16 protein-coding genes and 1 riboswitch are annotated in these 15,724 nt (G+C 59.7%); of the genes, 12 read left to right on the top strand and 4 right to left on the bottom strand.

Features of this window, described 5'->3' with window-relative positions:
• Positions 1-149 precede the first annotated feature (149 nt).
• From smoA to DOU54_RS10980, 3 genes are read right to left on the bottom strand one after another with little or no spacing between them, the layout of a single operon-like run.
• Complete coding sequence (gene smoA / locus DOU54_RS10990) at positions 150-674, bottom strand: NADH-dependent FMN reductase SmoA (protein ID WP_113731284.1); 525 nt, start codon at positions 672-674, stop codon at positions 150-152.
• Complete coding sequence (locus DOU54_RS10985; protein ID WP_112416280.1) at positions 674-1,567, bottom strand: aldo/keto reductase; 894 nt, start codon at positions 1,565-1,567, stop codon at positions 674-676. Before DOU54_RS10985 ends, smoA begins: the two co-directional genes overlap by 1 nt.
• On the bottom strand, positions 1,567-2,724 hold the full coding sequence (locus DOU54_RS10980) for an LLM class flavin-dependent oxidoreductase (RefSeq protein ID WP_113731283.1): 1,158 nt from the start codon (positions 2,722-2,724) through the stop codon (positions 1,567-1,569). Before DOU54_RS10980 ends, DOU54_RS10985 begins: the two co-directional genes overlap by 1 nt.
• Before the next feature lie 101 nt (positions 2,725-2,825).
• Between DOU54_RS10980 and DOU54_RS10975 the strand changes: the two genes are divergently transcribed.
• The 11 genes from DOU54_RS10975 (at position 2,826) to thiD (ending at position 14,368) form a co-directional block, all read left to right on the top strand.
• Positions 2,826-3,530, top strand: coding sequence for a GntR family transcriptional regulator (locus DOU54_RS10975; RefSeq protein ID WP_113731282.1), 705 nt, complete (start codon positions 2,826-2,828; stop codon positions 3,528-3,530).
• A 334-nt stretch (positions 3,531-3,864) separates the two neighbouring features.
• Positions 3,865-4,941 (top strand): ABC transporter ATP-binding protein, encoded by a 1,077-nt coding sequence (locus DOU54_RS10970; protein ID WP_113731281.1) that lies wholly within the window; start codon positions 3,865-3,867, stop codon positions 4,939-4,941.
• 47 nt (positions 4,942-4,988) lie between these two features.
• A complete protein-coding gene (locus DOU54_RS10965) occupies positions 4,989-6,239 on the top strand; it encodes an ABC transporter substrate-binding protein (protein WP_113731280.1) in 1,251 nt (416 codons plus the stop codon).
• A 172-nt stretch (positions 6,240-6,411) separates the two neighbouring features.
• Positions 6,412-7,323 carry a carbohydrate ABC transporter permease gene (locus DOU54_RS10960; protein ID WP_035208133.1) on the top strand — a complete coding sequence of 304 codons (912 nt, stop codon included), beginning with the start codon at positions 6,412-6,414 and terminating at the stop codon, positions 7,321-7,323.
• A gap of 4 nt (positions 7,324-7,327) precedes the next feature.
• Complete coding sequence (locus tag DOU54_RS10955) at positions 7,328-8,185, top strand: carbohydrate ABC transporter permease (RefSeq protein ID WP_004438712.1); 858 nt, start codon at positions 7,328-7,330, stop codon at positions 8,183-8,185.
• An 11-nt stretch (positions 8,186-8,196) separates the two neighbouring features.
• The gene (locus DOU54_RS10950) at positions 8,197-10,188 is read left to right on the top strand and encodes an alpha-glucosidase (RefSeq protein ID WP_113731279.1); all 1,992 of its coding nucleotides are present in this window, start codon (positions 8,197-8,199) and stop codon (positions 10,186-10,188) included.
• Positions 10,189-10,224: 36 nt separating this feature from the next.
• A riboswitch (TPP riboswitch) is annotated at positions 10,225-10,327 on the top strand.
• 128 nt (positions 10,328-10,455) lie between these two features.
• The gene (locus DOU54_RS10945; protein WP_113731278.1) at positions 10,456-11,241 is read left to right on the top strand and encodes an ABC transporter permease; all 786 of its coding nucleotides are present in this window, start codon (positions 10,456-10,458) and stop codon (positions 11,239-11,241) included.
• Positions 11,238-12,188 (top strand): ABC transporter substrate-binding protein, encoded by a 951-nt coding sequence (locus DOU54_RS10940; protein ID WP_113731277.1) that lies wholly within the window; start codon positions 11,238-11,240, stop codon positions 12,186-12,188. Before DOU54_RS10945 ends, DOU54_RS10940 begins: the two co-directional genes overlap by 4 nt.
• Positions 12,185-12,925, top strand: a complete 741-nt coding sequence (locus DOU54_RS10935) for a hydroxyethylthiazole kinase (protein WP_113731276.1) — start codon at positions 12,185-12,187, stop codon at positions 12,923-12,925. The genes DOU54_RS10940 and DOU54_RS10935 overlap by 4 nt, the downstream gene beginning before the upstream one ends.
• The gene (gene thiE / locus DOU54_RS10930) at positions 12,912-13,574 is read left to right on the top strand and encodes a thiamine phosphate synthase (RefSeq protein WP_113731275.1); all 663 of its coding nucleotides are present in this window, start codon (positions 12,912-12,914) and stop codon (positions 13,572-13,574) included. Before DOU54_RS10935 ends, thiE begins: the two co-directional genes overlap by 14 nt.
• A complete protein-coding gene (gene thiD, locus DOU54_RS10925) occupies positions 13,571-14,368 on the top strand; it encodes a bifunctional hydroxymethylpyrimidine kinase/phosphomethylpyrimidine kinase (RefSeq protein WP_113731274.1) in 798 nt (265 codons plus the stop codon). The genes thiE and thiD overlap by 4 nt, the downstream gene beginning before the upstream one ends.
• A 16-nt stretch (positions 14,369-14,384) precedes the next feature.
• Here the strand turns inward: thiD and DOU54_RS10920 are convergent, their stop codons facing one another.
• Positions 14,385-14,843 (bottom strand): Lrp/AsnC family transcriptional regulator, encoded by a 459-nt coding sequence (locus tag DOU54_RS10920; RefSeq protein ID WP_004438693.1) that lies wholly within the window; start codon positions 14,841-14,843, stop codon positions 14,385-14,387.
• A gap of 127 nt (positions 14,844-14,970) precedes the next feature.
• Here DOU54_RS10920 and DOU54_RS27995 point away from each other — a divergent pair.
• The coding region (locus DOU54_RS27995; protein WP_286079888.1) for an alanine racemase at positions 14,971-15,724 on the top strand (754 nt) is incomplete at its 3' end.

Genomic DNA, 15,724 nt, shown 5'->3' with positions numbered 1-15,724 from the left:
CCCAACCAAGTGCATTAAGCCATTTTAGAAAGTCAGCGCCAGCTATAACGTCACGAGGACAGGGGTTTACTTTGAACGCTGGATGAGTGCCGTGAAAAGCGGGCGGCTGCAGCTGATATCTTGCATTAAGCGCTTATGACATCGCAGGATTACGGCCGGGCGAACCGTCCGAAGGCTCCACCCGAAAAGCACAGCGGATCACCATCACGATGGGCAGCGCGCAACACCTCGCCGACGATGATAGTGTGATCGCCCGCATCATGCGCCGCCGCCTGCCTGCACTCAAAACGGGCCAGCGTTCCGGGGATGACCGGTACACCTTCATCGTTCAATTCCCATTCAAGATCATCAAAAGCACGGCCGTTGCGGGTGAAGCGGGCGCTCAGCACGTCCTGATCGGCGCTCAGCACATGAATGGCGAAATGGGTCGCGCCGCTGAAGGCCTGATAACGCGACGAGCTTTTCGCAGGTGACCACAGCACCAGCGGCGGATCGAGCGAGACGGATGCGAAGCTGTTGACCGTCATGCCGATCGGGCCTTCCGGGGTCGTGGCTGTTACCACCGTAACACCGGTGGTGAAAGCGCCGAGCGCGTTGCGAAAGCTGCGGCTGTTTTCGCCGCCGGGAACGAATACATGTTCATTGGGCATCTTGATCGCCTCTGCAACTGTCATCACGCCACCTCTTTTCCAATCGCAAGGGTGTAGAGTTCAAACCATGTCTGGCGGTCCATCGTTACGCGAAGCGCATCGGCAGCGGTTTTGATGCGTTCGAGATTGTTGGTCCCAAGCACGGGCACGATCTTTGCCGGATGGCGCAGCAGCCAGGCGATCGCGACGGCCGTCGCGTCGACGCCCTGTTCCTTGCCGACGCGCTGCAGGGCAGACATGGTGCCGCCATGCGCGCCGGAGAACAGCGAACCGCCACCGAGCGGCGACCAAGCCATGGGCGAAATGCGCTTTTCCTGCAGGTAGGCGAGATCGCCATTCGTGAAGGAATCGGTGGCAAGCAGGCTCATTTCGATCTGGTTCGTCACCAGCCGGTTGCTCATGGCCGATTGCAGCAGCGAAAAATCCCACGGGCGGAAATTGGAGACGCCAACCGCCTTGACCTTGCCCGACGCCACCAAGGCATCAAGTGCCTTGCCGGTTTCTTCCGCGTCAATCAGCGGGTCGGGGCGGTGAATGAGCAGCAGATCGACGTGATCCGTTCCCATGTCGCGCAGCGACGCTTCCACCGACGCGTTAATGTGGACCGCGGTCGTGTCGTAATGCTTGACGCGGGCGGCAGCATGTCGGCCGGCCGGGGCGACGATGCCGCATTTGGTGACGATTTCGATTTTGTCGCGCAGTCCTGGCGCGGCTTTCAATCCGGCGCCAAGAATGGCTTCTGCCGTGTATCCACCATAGATATCGGCCTGATCCATGGTTGTGATGCCCTGTGCGAGGCAGGCCTCGATCTTCGCCTGTACATGCGCCGGCGAGGTGTCTGCATCGTCACCAATGCGCCACATGCCGTAAACGATGCGGCTGAGTTCGAGTGTGTCAGAAAGAGCAATACGTTCCATCAGTGGCGTTCCCCGTTGCCGAGCGGCGTCGCTGGCGTTTCAGAAGGCACCCGGCCATAGGCATGCGGCAGGGAGCAGGTTTTCATCTGCGGCAACACCTTGGTGCCGAAATGTTCCGCCTCGTCGAGATGCGGATAACCGGACAGGATGAAGGCGCGGATACCCATCTTCTGGTAGTCCTCCAGCGCCGAAAGAACCTGATCCGTCGAGCCGACAAGTGCTGCACCGCAGCCGGAGCGCGCCCGGCCGATGCCGGTCCACAGATTGGGTTCGACATAACCGAACTTGTCAGCGAGTTCACGGGCCCGTGCCTGATGCGACACGCCGAGTGAACCGCTGTCGTGGGCGCGGTTGCGGATCAGCTGGCCGTATTCATCATCGAGCTTGGAGACCAGATGTTCGGCATATTCGCGGGCTTCCTTTTCAGTATCGCGCACCACCATATGGACGCGCAGACCATAATCCAGCGTGCGGCCATGGGCGGAAGCGCGCTCGTTGGCGGCGCGCATGCGGTCCGCCAGCTGTTCCTTCGTCTCCGGCCACATCAGATAGACGTCGCATTGTGCGCCACAGAGCTCAAGGGCATCTGGAGAATAACCGCCGAAATAAAGAAGCGGGCCGCCATTCTGCTGGTAGGGTCTCGCCGGCTCGGTCGATACGCCCTTGAACTGGTAGATTTCGCCGTCGTGGTCGATGGTGTCACGGGTCCAGGCCTGCCGCAAAATCTCGACGACCTCGTGGCTGCGCTTGTAACGAAAGGCGCTGTCGGCGACTTCGCCCGGGAAGTCCGAGCTGATGACATTGAGGGTCAGGCGGCCTTTCAGCATGTGGTCGAGCGTGGCAACCGTACGCGCCAGCATGATCGGCTGCATTTCGCCACAGCGGATAGCGGCAAGGAAATTGATACGGTCGCTGATCGGCGCACAGCCGGCGACAAAGCTCAGCGTATCCTGCCCCACCTGATAGGACGACGGGCAGAGAATGTTGCGGAAACCAAGTTCCTCGGCTTTTTTGACGATATCCGAGCAATGTTCGAAGCTGGAACGCAGGCTTCCATCCGGCACGCCGAGATAGGCGTAATCATCGGAACACAAAGCGGAAAACCAGGAGACCTCGGCAGCATCGAGATCAGCGGATGTAACGGGTACGACGGTCATGCAATTCCTCCTCAGGGCCGCTCTCGTTGTTCTTGCATAACATCAAGAAATATGTAAATCAATGATGTATCAATTTTTGTTTCGGGTGGAGGAAACGGCATATGAGACACACTGGTGGCAGTTTGCCCATGTATCTGCAGATCGCCGAAATGCTGGTGCGCGAAGTGTCAGCAGGGCGGCTGATCGACGGCGAGAAGCTTGCGCCGGAGCGCGATATGGCTGCCGATCTCGGCATCGCCGTCGGTACGCTACGCAAGGCGCTCGCCGAATTGCAGGAGCGCGGCCTTCTGGAGCGCGTACAGGGTTCCGGCAACTACATCCGCGCGGTCAGCGATCCGCAAAGCGTCTACGCTTTCTTCCGGCTTGAACTGATCGAGGGCGGCGGCCTGCCGACAGCGGAGGTTCTGGATGTGACCCGGCTACCGAAGCCCGCCGATCTGCCCTCTTTTGGCACTTCCTCCGAAGGACACAGGATTCGTCGTCTGCGGCGCATCGCCGGCAAACCGGCCGCCATCGAGGAAATCTGGCTTGATGGTTCCTATGTTGACACGATCACCATCGAAAATATGTCGGAATCTCTCTACCTCTATTACCGCACTCGCCTCAACCTCTGGATATCGAAGGCGGAGGATCGCGTCGATCTCGGTGAAGTGCCAGAATGGACGCCCGAAGCGTTCGGCCAGAAAGCAGGCGCATCCGTGCCCCGCGTCCTGCGTCTCAGCCAGGCGCAGGATGGTGTGGTGGCAGAAGTTTCCTGGACCTGGTTTGACCACACCGTGGCGCGCTACGTTTCTCGCATACGTTGAGTCTGCGCAAAATTCGCGTGATCTACAGGAGTGACCGAATTTGACAGCAGGCAAGCCAACCACTGCCCGCCAGCGGGCGATTTTGCGGATATATTTCTTTTAATCAATGACTTAGTAGTTTTTGATTTCTGTCAGAAATAAAATTGATGCACTATTGATTTCCTTTTAGTGAAAGGTAATATCACGACCACAGGGAGACAGGCGTTTCGCCACCCCACGTTATTGCCAGACAATCGGGCTCGATTTTCGAAGATGCAGTACGGGGAACTTGAAGGTTGATACCGGCTATTGCGTCCATTGAAATTTCAGGCGTGCCGGTCGTGAGGAGGAAAATATGGCTTCAGTCAGCCTGCGCAAGCTGGACAAGAGTTACGGTGCGCTTCGCATCGTCAAGGGCATCGACCTTGAAATCAACGATGGCGAATTCGTCGTATTTGTCGGCCCTTCCGGCTGCGGCAAATCAACGACGTTGCGCATGGTCGCAGGGCTGGAGAGCATTACTGGCGGCGAGGTGAAGATCGGCGACCGTGTCGTCAACCGGCTGCCGCCGCGCGAGCGCGACATCGCCATGGTGTTTCAGGACTATGCGCTCTATCCGCACAAGACGGTGCGCGAAAACATGGGCTTCAGCCTTAAGGTGCGCGGTGTCAGCGCTTCGCAGGCCAATGCCAGCATCGATGAGGCGGCAAAGATGCTCGGCATCGAGCACCTTCTCGACAGGCGGCCCGGACAGCTTTCCGGCGGCCAGCGTCAGCGTGTGGCCATGGGGCGCGCCATCGTTCGCCGCCCGCAGGTCTTCCTGTTCGATGAGCCGCTTTCCAACCTCGACGCTAAACTCCGCGGACAGGTACGCACGGAAATCAAACGCCTGCACCAGCAGCTGGGCACCACCATCATCTATGTTACCCATGACCAGGTGGAGGCGATGACGCTGGCGGACCGCATCGTCATCCTGCGCGGCGGTGATATCGAACAGGTCGGCACGCCGGATGAGGTTTATAACCGCCCTGAAAGCGTGTTCGTCGGCGGTTTCGTCGGTGCGCCCGCCATGAATTTCGCGCGAGCCAAGGTGAATGGCGACCGGCTGACATTCTCGGACGGGAATTTCCTGCCTATGGCGGCTATCCGGCCATCCCGCGAAACGGGTCTCGAAGGGCGCGAAGTCATTGTCGGCATTCGCCCGGAACATTTCGGCCCCGTTGAGGGCTTCGACACGCAGCTTGCGGTCAAGGTGCAGGTGGTGGAGCCGCTCGGCTCGGACACGCTCGTCCATTTCAGCCTCGGCGACGCGGCGCTGACCGCACGGATGCCGCCGCAGCTTCGGCCAACGCCGAACGAGGAACTGCGGATCGGGGTCGATCCGTCCAAGGTCCATCTTTTCGACGCAACAACAGAGCGCTCGATCCACTGATTGCCAGGCAAAATGCCACGGCCAAGGATTAATAACGGGAGGAACACATGACATTCAAAACTATCCGGGGCAAAGCCTTCATGGGCGCAGCGCTCTGCGCAACAGTGCTCGCTCTTTCAGGTCAGGCCTTTGCCGATGCCGAGCTGAAGATCTTCGTTTCCAGCCAGCATCAGCCGGATGTCTGGCGCAAGGCGCTCGATCAATATGAGGCGAAGACGCCGGGCGTGAAGGTGGTCATTGAGACCGGCGGCAACACCTCGGAAATGCAGGCGCAATATCTCAACACCGTGATGTCGGCCAAGGATTCGAGCCTCGACGTATTGATGCTCGACGTCATCCGTCCCGCGCAATTTGCAACAGCCGGCTGGACCAGCGATTTTGCCGGCAAGGACATGTCCGCCTACCTGCCGACCTATGCCGAAGCCAACACGGTGGACGGCAAGATCGTGGCGTTGCCAGCCTTCGCCGACTCCATGTTCCTCTATTACCGCAAGGACCTGCTGGACAAATACGGCATCAAGCCGCCGACCACCTGGGACGAGCTGAAGGAAGCGTCCAAGAAGGTCATGGAAGGCGAAAAGAACCCGGAGCTTCAGGGCCTGTCCTTCCAGGGCAAAGCGATCGAAGGCGCGGTCTGCACCTTCCTCCTGCCCTACTGGAGCGAAGGCAAGTCGCTGGTTGAAAACGGCAAGCTGAACTTCGACAACCAGGCGGCGGTGGATTCGCTGAAGCTCTGGAAGAGTTTTGTCGACGAAGGCATTTCCAAGAAGAACATTTCGGAGGTGGCGACCGACGACACCCGCAAGGAGTTCCAGGCCGGCAAGGTTCTCTTTGCCGTCAACTGGTCCTATGCCTGGACCCATTTCCAAGGCAAGGAATCGCAGGTGAGCGACAAGGTCGGCGTCGCCCGCCTTCCCGCGGTCAAAGGCGGTGAGCAGACGACCTGCCTCGGCGGCTGGGAATTCGGCGTGTCCGCCTATTCCAAACAGCAGGATGAAGCCAAGAAGCTTGTCGAATATCTCTCCAGTCAGGATGTATCGAAGTTCATGGCCATCAATGCAGCGCTCCTGCCCACCTACGCCGCTCTCTACAAGGATGCCGACGTGACCAAGGCAATCCCGTGGTTCGCGGATGCCCTGCCGGTCGTCGAAACAGCAAAGGCCCGTCCGGTGACGCCGCGTTACAACGAGGTCAGCGAGACCATCCGCACCACGGTCAACGGTGTGCTCGCCGGTGTCATGACGCCGGAGGATGGCGCAAAGCAGATGGAAAGCCGTCTGCGGCGCGTTCTGCGATGAGCTTCGGGCCGGAAGGCGGCGTGTGCACCGCGCCCCTTCCGGCCGTTTCGACTGACAGGATGAAAGGCGCCTCAAGGGCGCGAAACGGGCCGGACATAAACCGGTCCGACCGGGAGACGATGACGTGAATCCAGTTGCGGGAGTGGCAGACGTGACAATGCCGGAAAGAACCATGGTTCGGGTGGACGAGAAACCGCAGCCGCGCTGGACGCGGTGGCTCGATCTCGGCGACCGGTCGCTGGCCGTGCTGCTGCTCGCGCCGGCGGCGATCCTGCTTTCGCTCATCATCGTTTATCCGGTGGCGCGGCTCGTCTATACGAGCTTCTTCAGCCTGTCGCTGACCTCGGGCCTGCCGGCGGAATTCATCGGCTTTGAAAATTACACGGCGATGTTCGACGATCCGATTTTCTGGGAAACGACCTGGAATACGGTGCTGATTACGCTGATCACCGTGCCCGGCGCACTGTTCATGGGCCTTGGCCTCGCATTGCTCGCCAACCTGCCTTTCTCCATGCAGTGGCCAATGCGGCTTTCCCTTCTTATCCCCTGGGCGCTGCCGCTCTCCTTTGCAGGTCTCATCTTCGCGTGGTTCTTCCATTATGAATATGGTGTGGTCAACGACGTGCTGAACCGGCTGGGCTTTGAAGGCATTATCTGGTTCAACTCACCGAACTGGGCCTTTGCCGCCATCTGCCTGACGATCATCTGGAAGACCTCCTCCTTCATGGCGCTCATGATCCTCGCCGGGTTGCAGACCATCCCGCGCTCGCTTTACGAGGCAGCGGATGTGGATGGCGCCGGCAAGATCAGGCAGTTCTTCGAAATCACCCTGCCACTTCTGAAGCCATCGATTATCGTCGCCCTCATCTTCCGCACGATCACGGCGCTACAGACCTTTGATATTCCTTACATGATGACCGGCGGCGGCCCCGGCACATCCACCACGACGCTTGCCATGTATATCCACCAGAACACCGTCTCCTTCCTCGATCTCGGTTACGGTTCGGCCTTAGCGGTCATGATGTTTGCGCTTTCCATGTGCGTCACCGCCGTTTACCTCCGTATCATCAGGACGAAGGACTGATCCCATGAGCACCGTCGCCACCTCTTCCGGTCTGTCGTCCTTCTTCTCTGGCAAGCCGCTGCGCTTCATCGCGGCCTCCATTCTTCTGATAAACGGCCTTTTCCCGGCTATCTGGATCCTCTTCACCTCGCTGAAAACCGAGGCGGAGCTGACTGTCAAGCCGATCACCTGGTTTCCACACGCGCCGACACTCGCCAACTACATGCAGGCCTTTTCGGATCAGCCGCTGCACCTCTTCCTGTTCAACAGCTTCATGGTGGCGCTGCTTTCCACGGCACTGACCATCCTGATTTCGGTGTTGGCGGCTTACGCACTGGCGCGGCTGAACCTTAAATACCGCGCGCTTATCCTGTCGCTCATCATCGCCGTTTCCACCTTTCCGCTGGTGACGCTGCTTGTGCCGCTGTTCGAAATCATGCGGGCGCTCAATCTGCTCAACAGCTGGACGGCGCTGATCCTGCCCTACACGGTGCTTTCACTGCCGGTGTGCACGCTGATGCTAGTTTCCTTCTTCGAAAGTATTCCGCGCGATCTCGAAAACGCCGCCATGATCGATGGCTGCACCCGCATCGGCGCGCTGTTCAAGGTCGTCGTGCCGCTTTGCGCGCCGGGCGTCTTCACCGCAGGCATCCTTGCCTTCGTGAATGCCTGGGACGAATTCCTGCTGGCGCTCTCCTTCAATTCCAACCCTGCGCTGCGCACACTGCCCGTTGGCATCCAGCTTTATCAGGGGGAGTTCGCTTTCCCCTGGCCGGTCATTTCGGCAGCGTTGGTGGTTGGCATCGTGCCGGTCGCGATCCTCATCGTCATCTTCCAGGAACGGGTTGTCTCTGGCCTCACCGCCGGCGGTCTCAAGGGCTAAAAGGTTAAGTCATGCATTTCGAAAAGACCCACGATGGATTTACGCTTGCGATCGGCAACCGCACCATCCTTTCCCATTCGCCCGACGAGCCGGCCTTCTTCGCCGGTTTCGGCAAGGAACGGATGGATATGTATCGCGGCAATTTCGATATCGAAGACTACATCGTCGAACGAACTGCCCTGCGCCACGCCGAGATGAGCGGCGATAGCGTCACGCTTTCCTCCGCACCGGGACAGACCCCTCGCCTTCGCCTGACACTCGAAAGCAATGCCATCCTGCTGACGGCGCTGGACAAGACCATCAACCGCCTCTGGCTGCGCATCTTTGCGGAAACGGACGAGCATGTCTGGGGCGGCGGCGAGCAGATGTCCTATTTCGACATGCGCGGACGGCGCTTTCCGCTCTGGACCTCCGAGCCCGGCGTTGGCCGCGACAAGACCACCGAAATCACCTTCAAGTCAGACGTCAACGGCAAGGCAGGCGGTGATTATTACAACACCAACTATCCGCAGCCGACCTATCTCTCGTCGCGTAGATACGCGCTGCATGTGGAAACGAGCGCCTATTCGGTCTTCGATTTCCGCAATGGCGATTTCCACGAGATCGAAATCTGGGCCATCCCTGAAAAGATCGAATTTTTCGCCGGCGACAGTTTCACCGATATCGTCTCCGCGCTGTCCCTACGGTTTGGACGGCAGCCGCAATTGCCGGAATGGATCTATAATGGCGCGGTCATTGGATTAAAGGATGGCGTCAATTCGTTTGCGCGGCTGGAGAAAATCCGCGCAGCCGGAACGCTCGTGTCGGGCCTGTGGTGTGAGGACTGGGTGGGGCTTCGCCAGACATCCTTTGGCGCACGCCTGTTCTGGGACTGGCAGGCGAACGAGACCCGTTATCCGCATCTGCGCCAGAAGATCGCCGAGCTTGCCGATCAGGGCATCCGCTTCCTGGGTTACGTGAACCCCTATCTCTGCGTTGACGGCCCGCTTTTCCCGGTGGCCGAACAGGCCGGTTATTTCGCAACGGATGCGGAAGGAAAAACGGCCCTGGTGGATTTCGGCGAGTTCGATTGCGGCGTCGTCGATTTCACCAATCCGGCTGCCGCCGACTGGTTTGCCGAAGAAATCATCGGCAAGAACATGCTGGATTTCGGCCTTTCCGGGTGGATGGCTGATTTCGGCGAATATCTGCCGATCGATATCCAGCTTTCGAACGGCGTCGACGCTAAGCTGATGCACAATGCATGGCCCACCCTGTGGGCCGAGGTTAACGCGAAGGGCGTCAAAAGTCGTGGCAAAACTGGCGAAGCACTGTTCTTCATGCGGGCCGGTTTCACCGGCGTGCAGGCCCATTGTCCGCTGATCTGGGGCGGTGACCAGTCTGTCGACTTCTCCCGTCATGATGGACTTGTCACTGTCATTTGCGGTGCGCTCTCCTCCGGCCTCATGGGCAATGCCTATCACCATTCCGACATCGGCGGTTACACCAGCCTGTTCGGCAATGTCCGCACCGCGGAACTTATCATGCGCTGGACGGAGATGGCCGCCTTCACGCCGGTCATGCGCACCCATGAGGGCAACCGCCCGCGTGACAATCTGCAGATCGATCAGGATGAAACGGTTCTCGCCCATTTCGCCCGCATGACGACAGTCTATGTCGCGCTTGCCCCCTATCTGAAATCGCTCTCCGCCGAAGCGGCCAGAACGGGGCTTCCGGTGCAACGCCCGCTTTTCCTGCATTACGAGAATGACCGGCAGACTTACGCCATTCAGGACAGCTATCTCTATGGCCCCGACATGCTGGTGGCCCCTGTCTGGAAAGCGGGAGAAGCGCAACGCACCCTCTATCTTCCGGGCGATGGCCAGTGGGTACATCTGTGGAGCGGCGTGCATCATCGCGGTGGAAACGAGGTTACCGTGGAAGCACCACTCGGCCGGCCCGCGATTTTCTACCGCGCCGATAGTGCCAACGTCACCCTGTTTGAACAGCTCCGCACCATCTGAGCCGTTGACAGCCAGCTAAAAAAACGACAGTTTCCGACCCATTCCGAGGGGAGCACCAGACGGTGCTGAGATGGCGTTGAGCCGGACCCTTGAACCTGATCCGGATCATGCCGGCGTAGGAACGGAAACTGTCGCGCCTTTGAGGCGCTGCCCTTTCTCTTCTCCGCTTTGTCTTGATCTCCGCGATTGTCACGTGTGGAGACCGAATGATGATGCTGAAAGTTTTTGTCCGTCGCGCCCGGTGCGTCTGCGTCTGAGGTCCGGCTCATGCGTGCCGCCCATGCGTTGAACGGTGTCGGTCTCCTGCTTGTTCTCTGGCAGGCAGGCACATGGCTGTTCTCGCCACCCCGTTATATCATGCCGGCGCCGACCGATGTCGCCGCGGCCTTCCTGCGCCAGCCCGGTTTCCTGTTGGGGCAGGCCATGGTTACATTTCTCGAAATGGCCGTTGGACTGACGGCCGGCGTCCTGGTCGGTATTGTCGTGGCTTTCACCATCGCGGCAATCCCCCGTCTCGGTCGCCTCGTCTGGCCGATGGTTCTGGTTTTGCAGGCCTTTCCGGTCTTCGTGCTGGCGCCCATCCTCGTCCTCTGGTTCGGCTTCGGCATGGCCTCGAAAGCGGTGATGACGGCGATCATCATCTTCTTTCCCGTCGCCTCCTCCTTCACCGATGGCCTCAACAGGACGGATCGCGCCATTCTCGATGCCGCCTCGCTGACGCAGGCAAGCCACTGGCAGGTTCTCACCCGGTTGCGCGTGCCACTGGCGCTGCCTTCGCTTATCTCCGGCCTGCGGGTGGCCGCACCCCTCGCACCGCTGGGCGCTGTCATTGGCGAATGGGTTGGCGCATCGGCAGGGCTTGGATTCGTGATGATCAAGTCAAACGCCCGCATGCAGACCGACACGATGTTCGCCGCCATGGCGATACTCGCCATCATGGCGGTGCTGCTGCGACTGGCGGTGGATCGCGCCACCGCCCATCTGGCGCCTTGGGCCAGGGAAACAGAACACACCATTCCTTTCGGGTATTTACGGAGAATTTCAGCATCATGAAGCGAACTCTTCTTTCTTTCGTCATCGCGGCGGCAAGCATATTTGCCCCCGTTCAGTCACACGCGGCCGACAGGCTTACGGTATTGTTGGAATGGTTCGTAAACCCCGACCATGCGCCGATGGTCGTCGCGAAAGAGCGGGGCCTTTTTGCGGATGCGGGGCTCGATGTTGAACTTGTTCCGCCGGCAGATCCTTCCGCCGTTCCGCGCCTCGTTTCGGCAAAACAGGCCGATATCGGCGTGCACTATCAACCCAACCTATATCTCGACCACGATGCCGGCCTGCCGCTCGTCCGTTTCGGCACACTGGTCGAAACGCCGCTAAACACCGTCACCGTGCTGGCTGACGGACCGATCAAAAGCCTGAAGGACCTGAAGGGCAGGAAAGTCGGTTTTTCCGTATCCGGCTTCGAGGATGCCATGCTGAAGCGCATGCTGGAAAAGGACGGTCTGACGAAAGACGATGTGGAACTCATCAACGTCAATTTCTCCCTGTCGCCATCGCTCATCGCAGGCAAGGTGGACGCCACGCTCGGCGGTTTCCGCAATTTCGAACTGACGCAGATGAAGCTCGAGGGCCACGAAGGCCGATCCTTCTTTCCGGAGGAACATGGTGTTCCGGCCTATGACGAACTGATCTTCGTCACCCATCGCGATCTCGCAACAGACAGCCGCCTGCCGCGTTTACTCTCCGCCGTGGAACAGGCCGCTATTTTCATCACCAATCACCCGCAGGAATCCTGGCAGCTTTTCATCAAGGCCTATCCCAATCTCGATGACGCACTGAACAAGCAGGCTTTCTTCGACACATTGCCGCGTTTTGCCAAGCGCCCTGCCGCACTCGACCGCGCCCGCTATGCGCGTTTTGGCGCCTTCATGCAGGAAATGCAGCTCATCAAGAAGGCGCCGGCGGCGGACGAAATCGCCGTGGAGCTAAAGCAGCCATGACCATCCCTTTCCCCACGACCACGCAGGCCGCCGAAATCCTTGAAAAAGTCAGACAGGCGCGTCCGCGCGTACATTGCCTTATGAATACCGTGGTACAAAAATTCACCGCCGACGGGATTACCGTTGTCGGCGGCATTCCCTCCATGACCACGTCGCTGGAGGAAATCGATAGCTTCGTTGCCAAGGCGGATGCGCTGACCATCAATCTCGGCACGCTGGATGCGGAACGGCGCAAGGTTATCCTGCTGGCAGTGGAGATCGCCAACGCCTCAGGCAAGCCCTGGATCGTCGACCCCGTGCATTGTGACTATTCTTCATCCCGGCTGGCCTTCGCGCGTGAGCTCATCACTCTCTCTCCCGCGATCGTGCGTGGCAACCGTGCCGAAATGAGCCTGATCGGCGAGGTGCCAGATGCAATCAGGATCGAGACCGGGCCGGTAGATCACCTGAGCGACGCGACGCGACGCGTCAGGATCGTAAACGGCCATCCCTGGATGGCAAAGGTAACGGGTACGGGCTGCCTCTCGGGAGGCGTCATCGCTGCTTTCATGGCGGTGGAACAGGATGCTTTGGCAGCGGCGGCGTCCGCCCTTGCCGTCACCGGCGTCTCCGCCGAACTAGCCGCGTCCTGTGCCAAAGGTCCCGGCACGTTCGAACCGGCATTCCTGGACGCGCTTTCGGCGATTACCGGCGAAGATATCATCAATCATGCGAGGATCGAGAATGAACAAGGTTGATTACCGCCTCAACGCGCTTGTGGATGCGAGCCTCGGCGATGTCGCGCCTCTCTTTGAGCTTGCTCTGGCGGCTGCACTTAATGGCGCGACCATCCTGCAATATCGCGACAAGCACGGCTCGACACGGGAGATGATCGAAAACGCCCGCGCCATCCACGAGGCCATCGCCGGCACCGGCGTGCCGCTCGTCATCAATGACCGGGTGGATGTTGCGCTCGCCTCGGGCGCAGATGGAGTGCATCTTGGCGCCGACGATATGGACGCCAGAACCGCTCGGCGCATTCTCGGCGAAAAGGCGATCATCGGCCTCACGGTCAAGAACCGCGCCGACGCCGAACGGGCAGCCTCCATGCCCGCCGATTACGCCTGCATCGGCGGTGTGTTCGACACGGTTTCAAAGGTCAACCCGGACAAGCCTGTCGGTATCGATGGGTTTTCGACACTCCGTGGCCTACTGAGGGAATGGCGGCCGGACATGCCAGTGGGCGCCATCGCCGGCATCGATCTTTCCCGCGTCCCCTCTGTCATGGCCGCCGGTGCGGATGGAGTCGCGGTGATTTCCGCCATCTTCCGCGCGGCGGATATTGCCGGCGCGACCAAGGAGTTCCGCTCCGCAATCGATGCCACCCTGAAAGCGAGACAGCCATGACATCAATTGCGTTGACAATTGCCGGATCCGACAGCGGCGGCGGTGCGGGCATACAGGCCGACCTCAAGACATTCTCCGCGCTCGGCGCCTATGGCGCCAGCGTCATCACCGCCATCACCGCACAGAACACCAGAGGCGTAACTGCGGTCGAGGATATTTCGGTGACCACCATCATCGCGCAGATGGATGCGGTGTTTTCCGATCTCACCGTCAATGCGGTGAAGATCGGCATGGTTTCCCGTATCGAAACCATTGCAGCCATAGCGGAGCGGCTCCGGCGGCAATCGCAGCCCGTGGTGCTGGATCCAGTCATGGTAGCGACGTCAGGCGACCGTTTGCTGCAAGAGGACGCCATCGAGACATTGCGGCGCGAGCTTCTGCCAATCGCGACCATCGTTACGCCGAACCTGCCGGAAGCGGCGCTTTTAACCGGCACGCCGATAGCGGATACGAAAACGGACATCAATCATCAGGCCGAGGCGATCCTGAAAGCGGGCGCGAAAGCGGTGCTCATCAAGGGCGGTCATGGTGAGGGGCCTGACAGCACGGACTATCTGTTTGCAGATGGCACCATACATGCGCTTTCCGCTGCACGCGTAGAGACGAAGAACGATCACGGCACCGGCTGCACGCTGGCGGCGGCGATCACGGCTCATCTTGCGAGGGGAAGCGAGTTGCTGGAGGCCGTGGAGCTGGCGAAGGATTATTTGAATGGGGCGCTCGATGCTGGCCGGGGGCTTGCCGTTGGACATGGGCGCGGGCCGGTGCATCATTTTTATCGGTGGTGGGGGTGAAGCCCCACACTCGATGCTACCTCGCCTTCGGCGTCGCCAGCACATTCCGGATCGCGAAGCTCGAATGAATACGCGAGACCCCCGGCAGCTTAGAGAGTATCTCCTTGTGGATGCGCTCGAAATCCCCCGCACTTTCTGCCTCGCAACGCAGGAAATAATCCGAACCGCCGGTCATGAGATAACATTCGCGGATTTCCGGATATCGCCGCACCGCATTTTCGAAACGGTTGAGAAAATCCTCCGTCTGCCGGTCGAGCGTGATCTGCACGATGACCGAAATCACCTCACCGCCGGCGAGGCCGCTGGTAAGCGCCGTGTAACCGCGGATGATCCCTTCCCGTTCGAGAATATCGACGCGACGCAAGCACGCGGATGGCGAAAGCCCGACCTCTGCAGCAAGCTTTGCGTTGCTGATGCGGGCGTTGAGCCGAAGCAGCCGGATGATATGGCGGTCGGTCGCATCGAGTGACGACATAGAAAATTCCAATCAGCAAAAGAAAATTGCGCGATTGCCAATTCTATCGCATTTCCTTCGAATAATCGCCAAGAAATTCGATAATCGTTGCAATACTCTCATAAGACAAAAATGAGGGTGAGCGACTATGGACATGCAGATCAGCCGCCAGCAGGCAGCCGGTGGTGCGAGCGGCCATCTGACCATCGATCTCGGCGCATTGCGCGACAATTATCTGGCACTTGCGGCGATGGCGCCCGCATGCCAGACGGCGGCGGTCGTCAAGGCCGATGCATACGGCCTCGGTGCCGATATGGTCTCGCAAACCCTGTTCGATGCGGGGTGTCGCCATTTCTTCGTCGCTCATATTGACGAGGCGCTGGCGCTCCGGCTGCGTCTTCCCGCCGAGGCGCGGATCTTCGTCCTCAACGGCCTTCAACCCGGCAATGAGACCTCCTGCGCCGCCATGGCGATCACACCGGTTCTCAATTCGCTGGAGCAGATCGCCCAATGGGCGGCCCATTCCAAGACGCTCGGCAGGAAACTTGCAGCTGCCGTACAGATCGATACCGGCATGTGCCGCCTCGGCCTTTCCCCCGAAGAGCTGGAAACCCTCACTTCCCAGCCGCAACTGCTCGATGGTATCGACATCGCCTTCGTCATGAGCCACCTCGCCTGCGCCGACGAACCGGGCCATGCCTGCAATGCGGCACAGCTGTCGGCGATGCGGCAGGCCACGATTGCGTTTCCTGATGTCCCGGTCTGTTTTTCCAACTCCGGAGGTATTTTTCTGGGTCGTGAGTACCACAACCACCTGCTGCGCCCCGGCATCGCGCTTTACGGCGGCGCACCCTCTCTCGACCGCCCGAACCCGATGAAGCCGGTCGTTCGCCTCGATCTCG

Origin of the sequence: Agrobacterium sp. MS2 (assembly GCF_003261015.1) — a bacterium.
Taxonomy (GTDB): Bacteria; Pseudomonadota; Alphaproteobacteria; order Rhizobiales; family Rhizobiaceae; genus Agrobacterium; species Agrobacterium pusense.
Note: the sequence above shows the minus strand (reverse complement) of the source record. Positions and strands in the feature narration are given on the sequence as shown.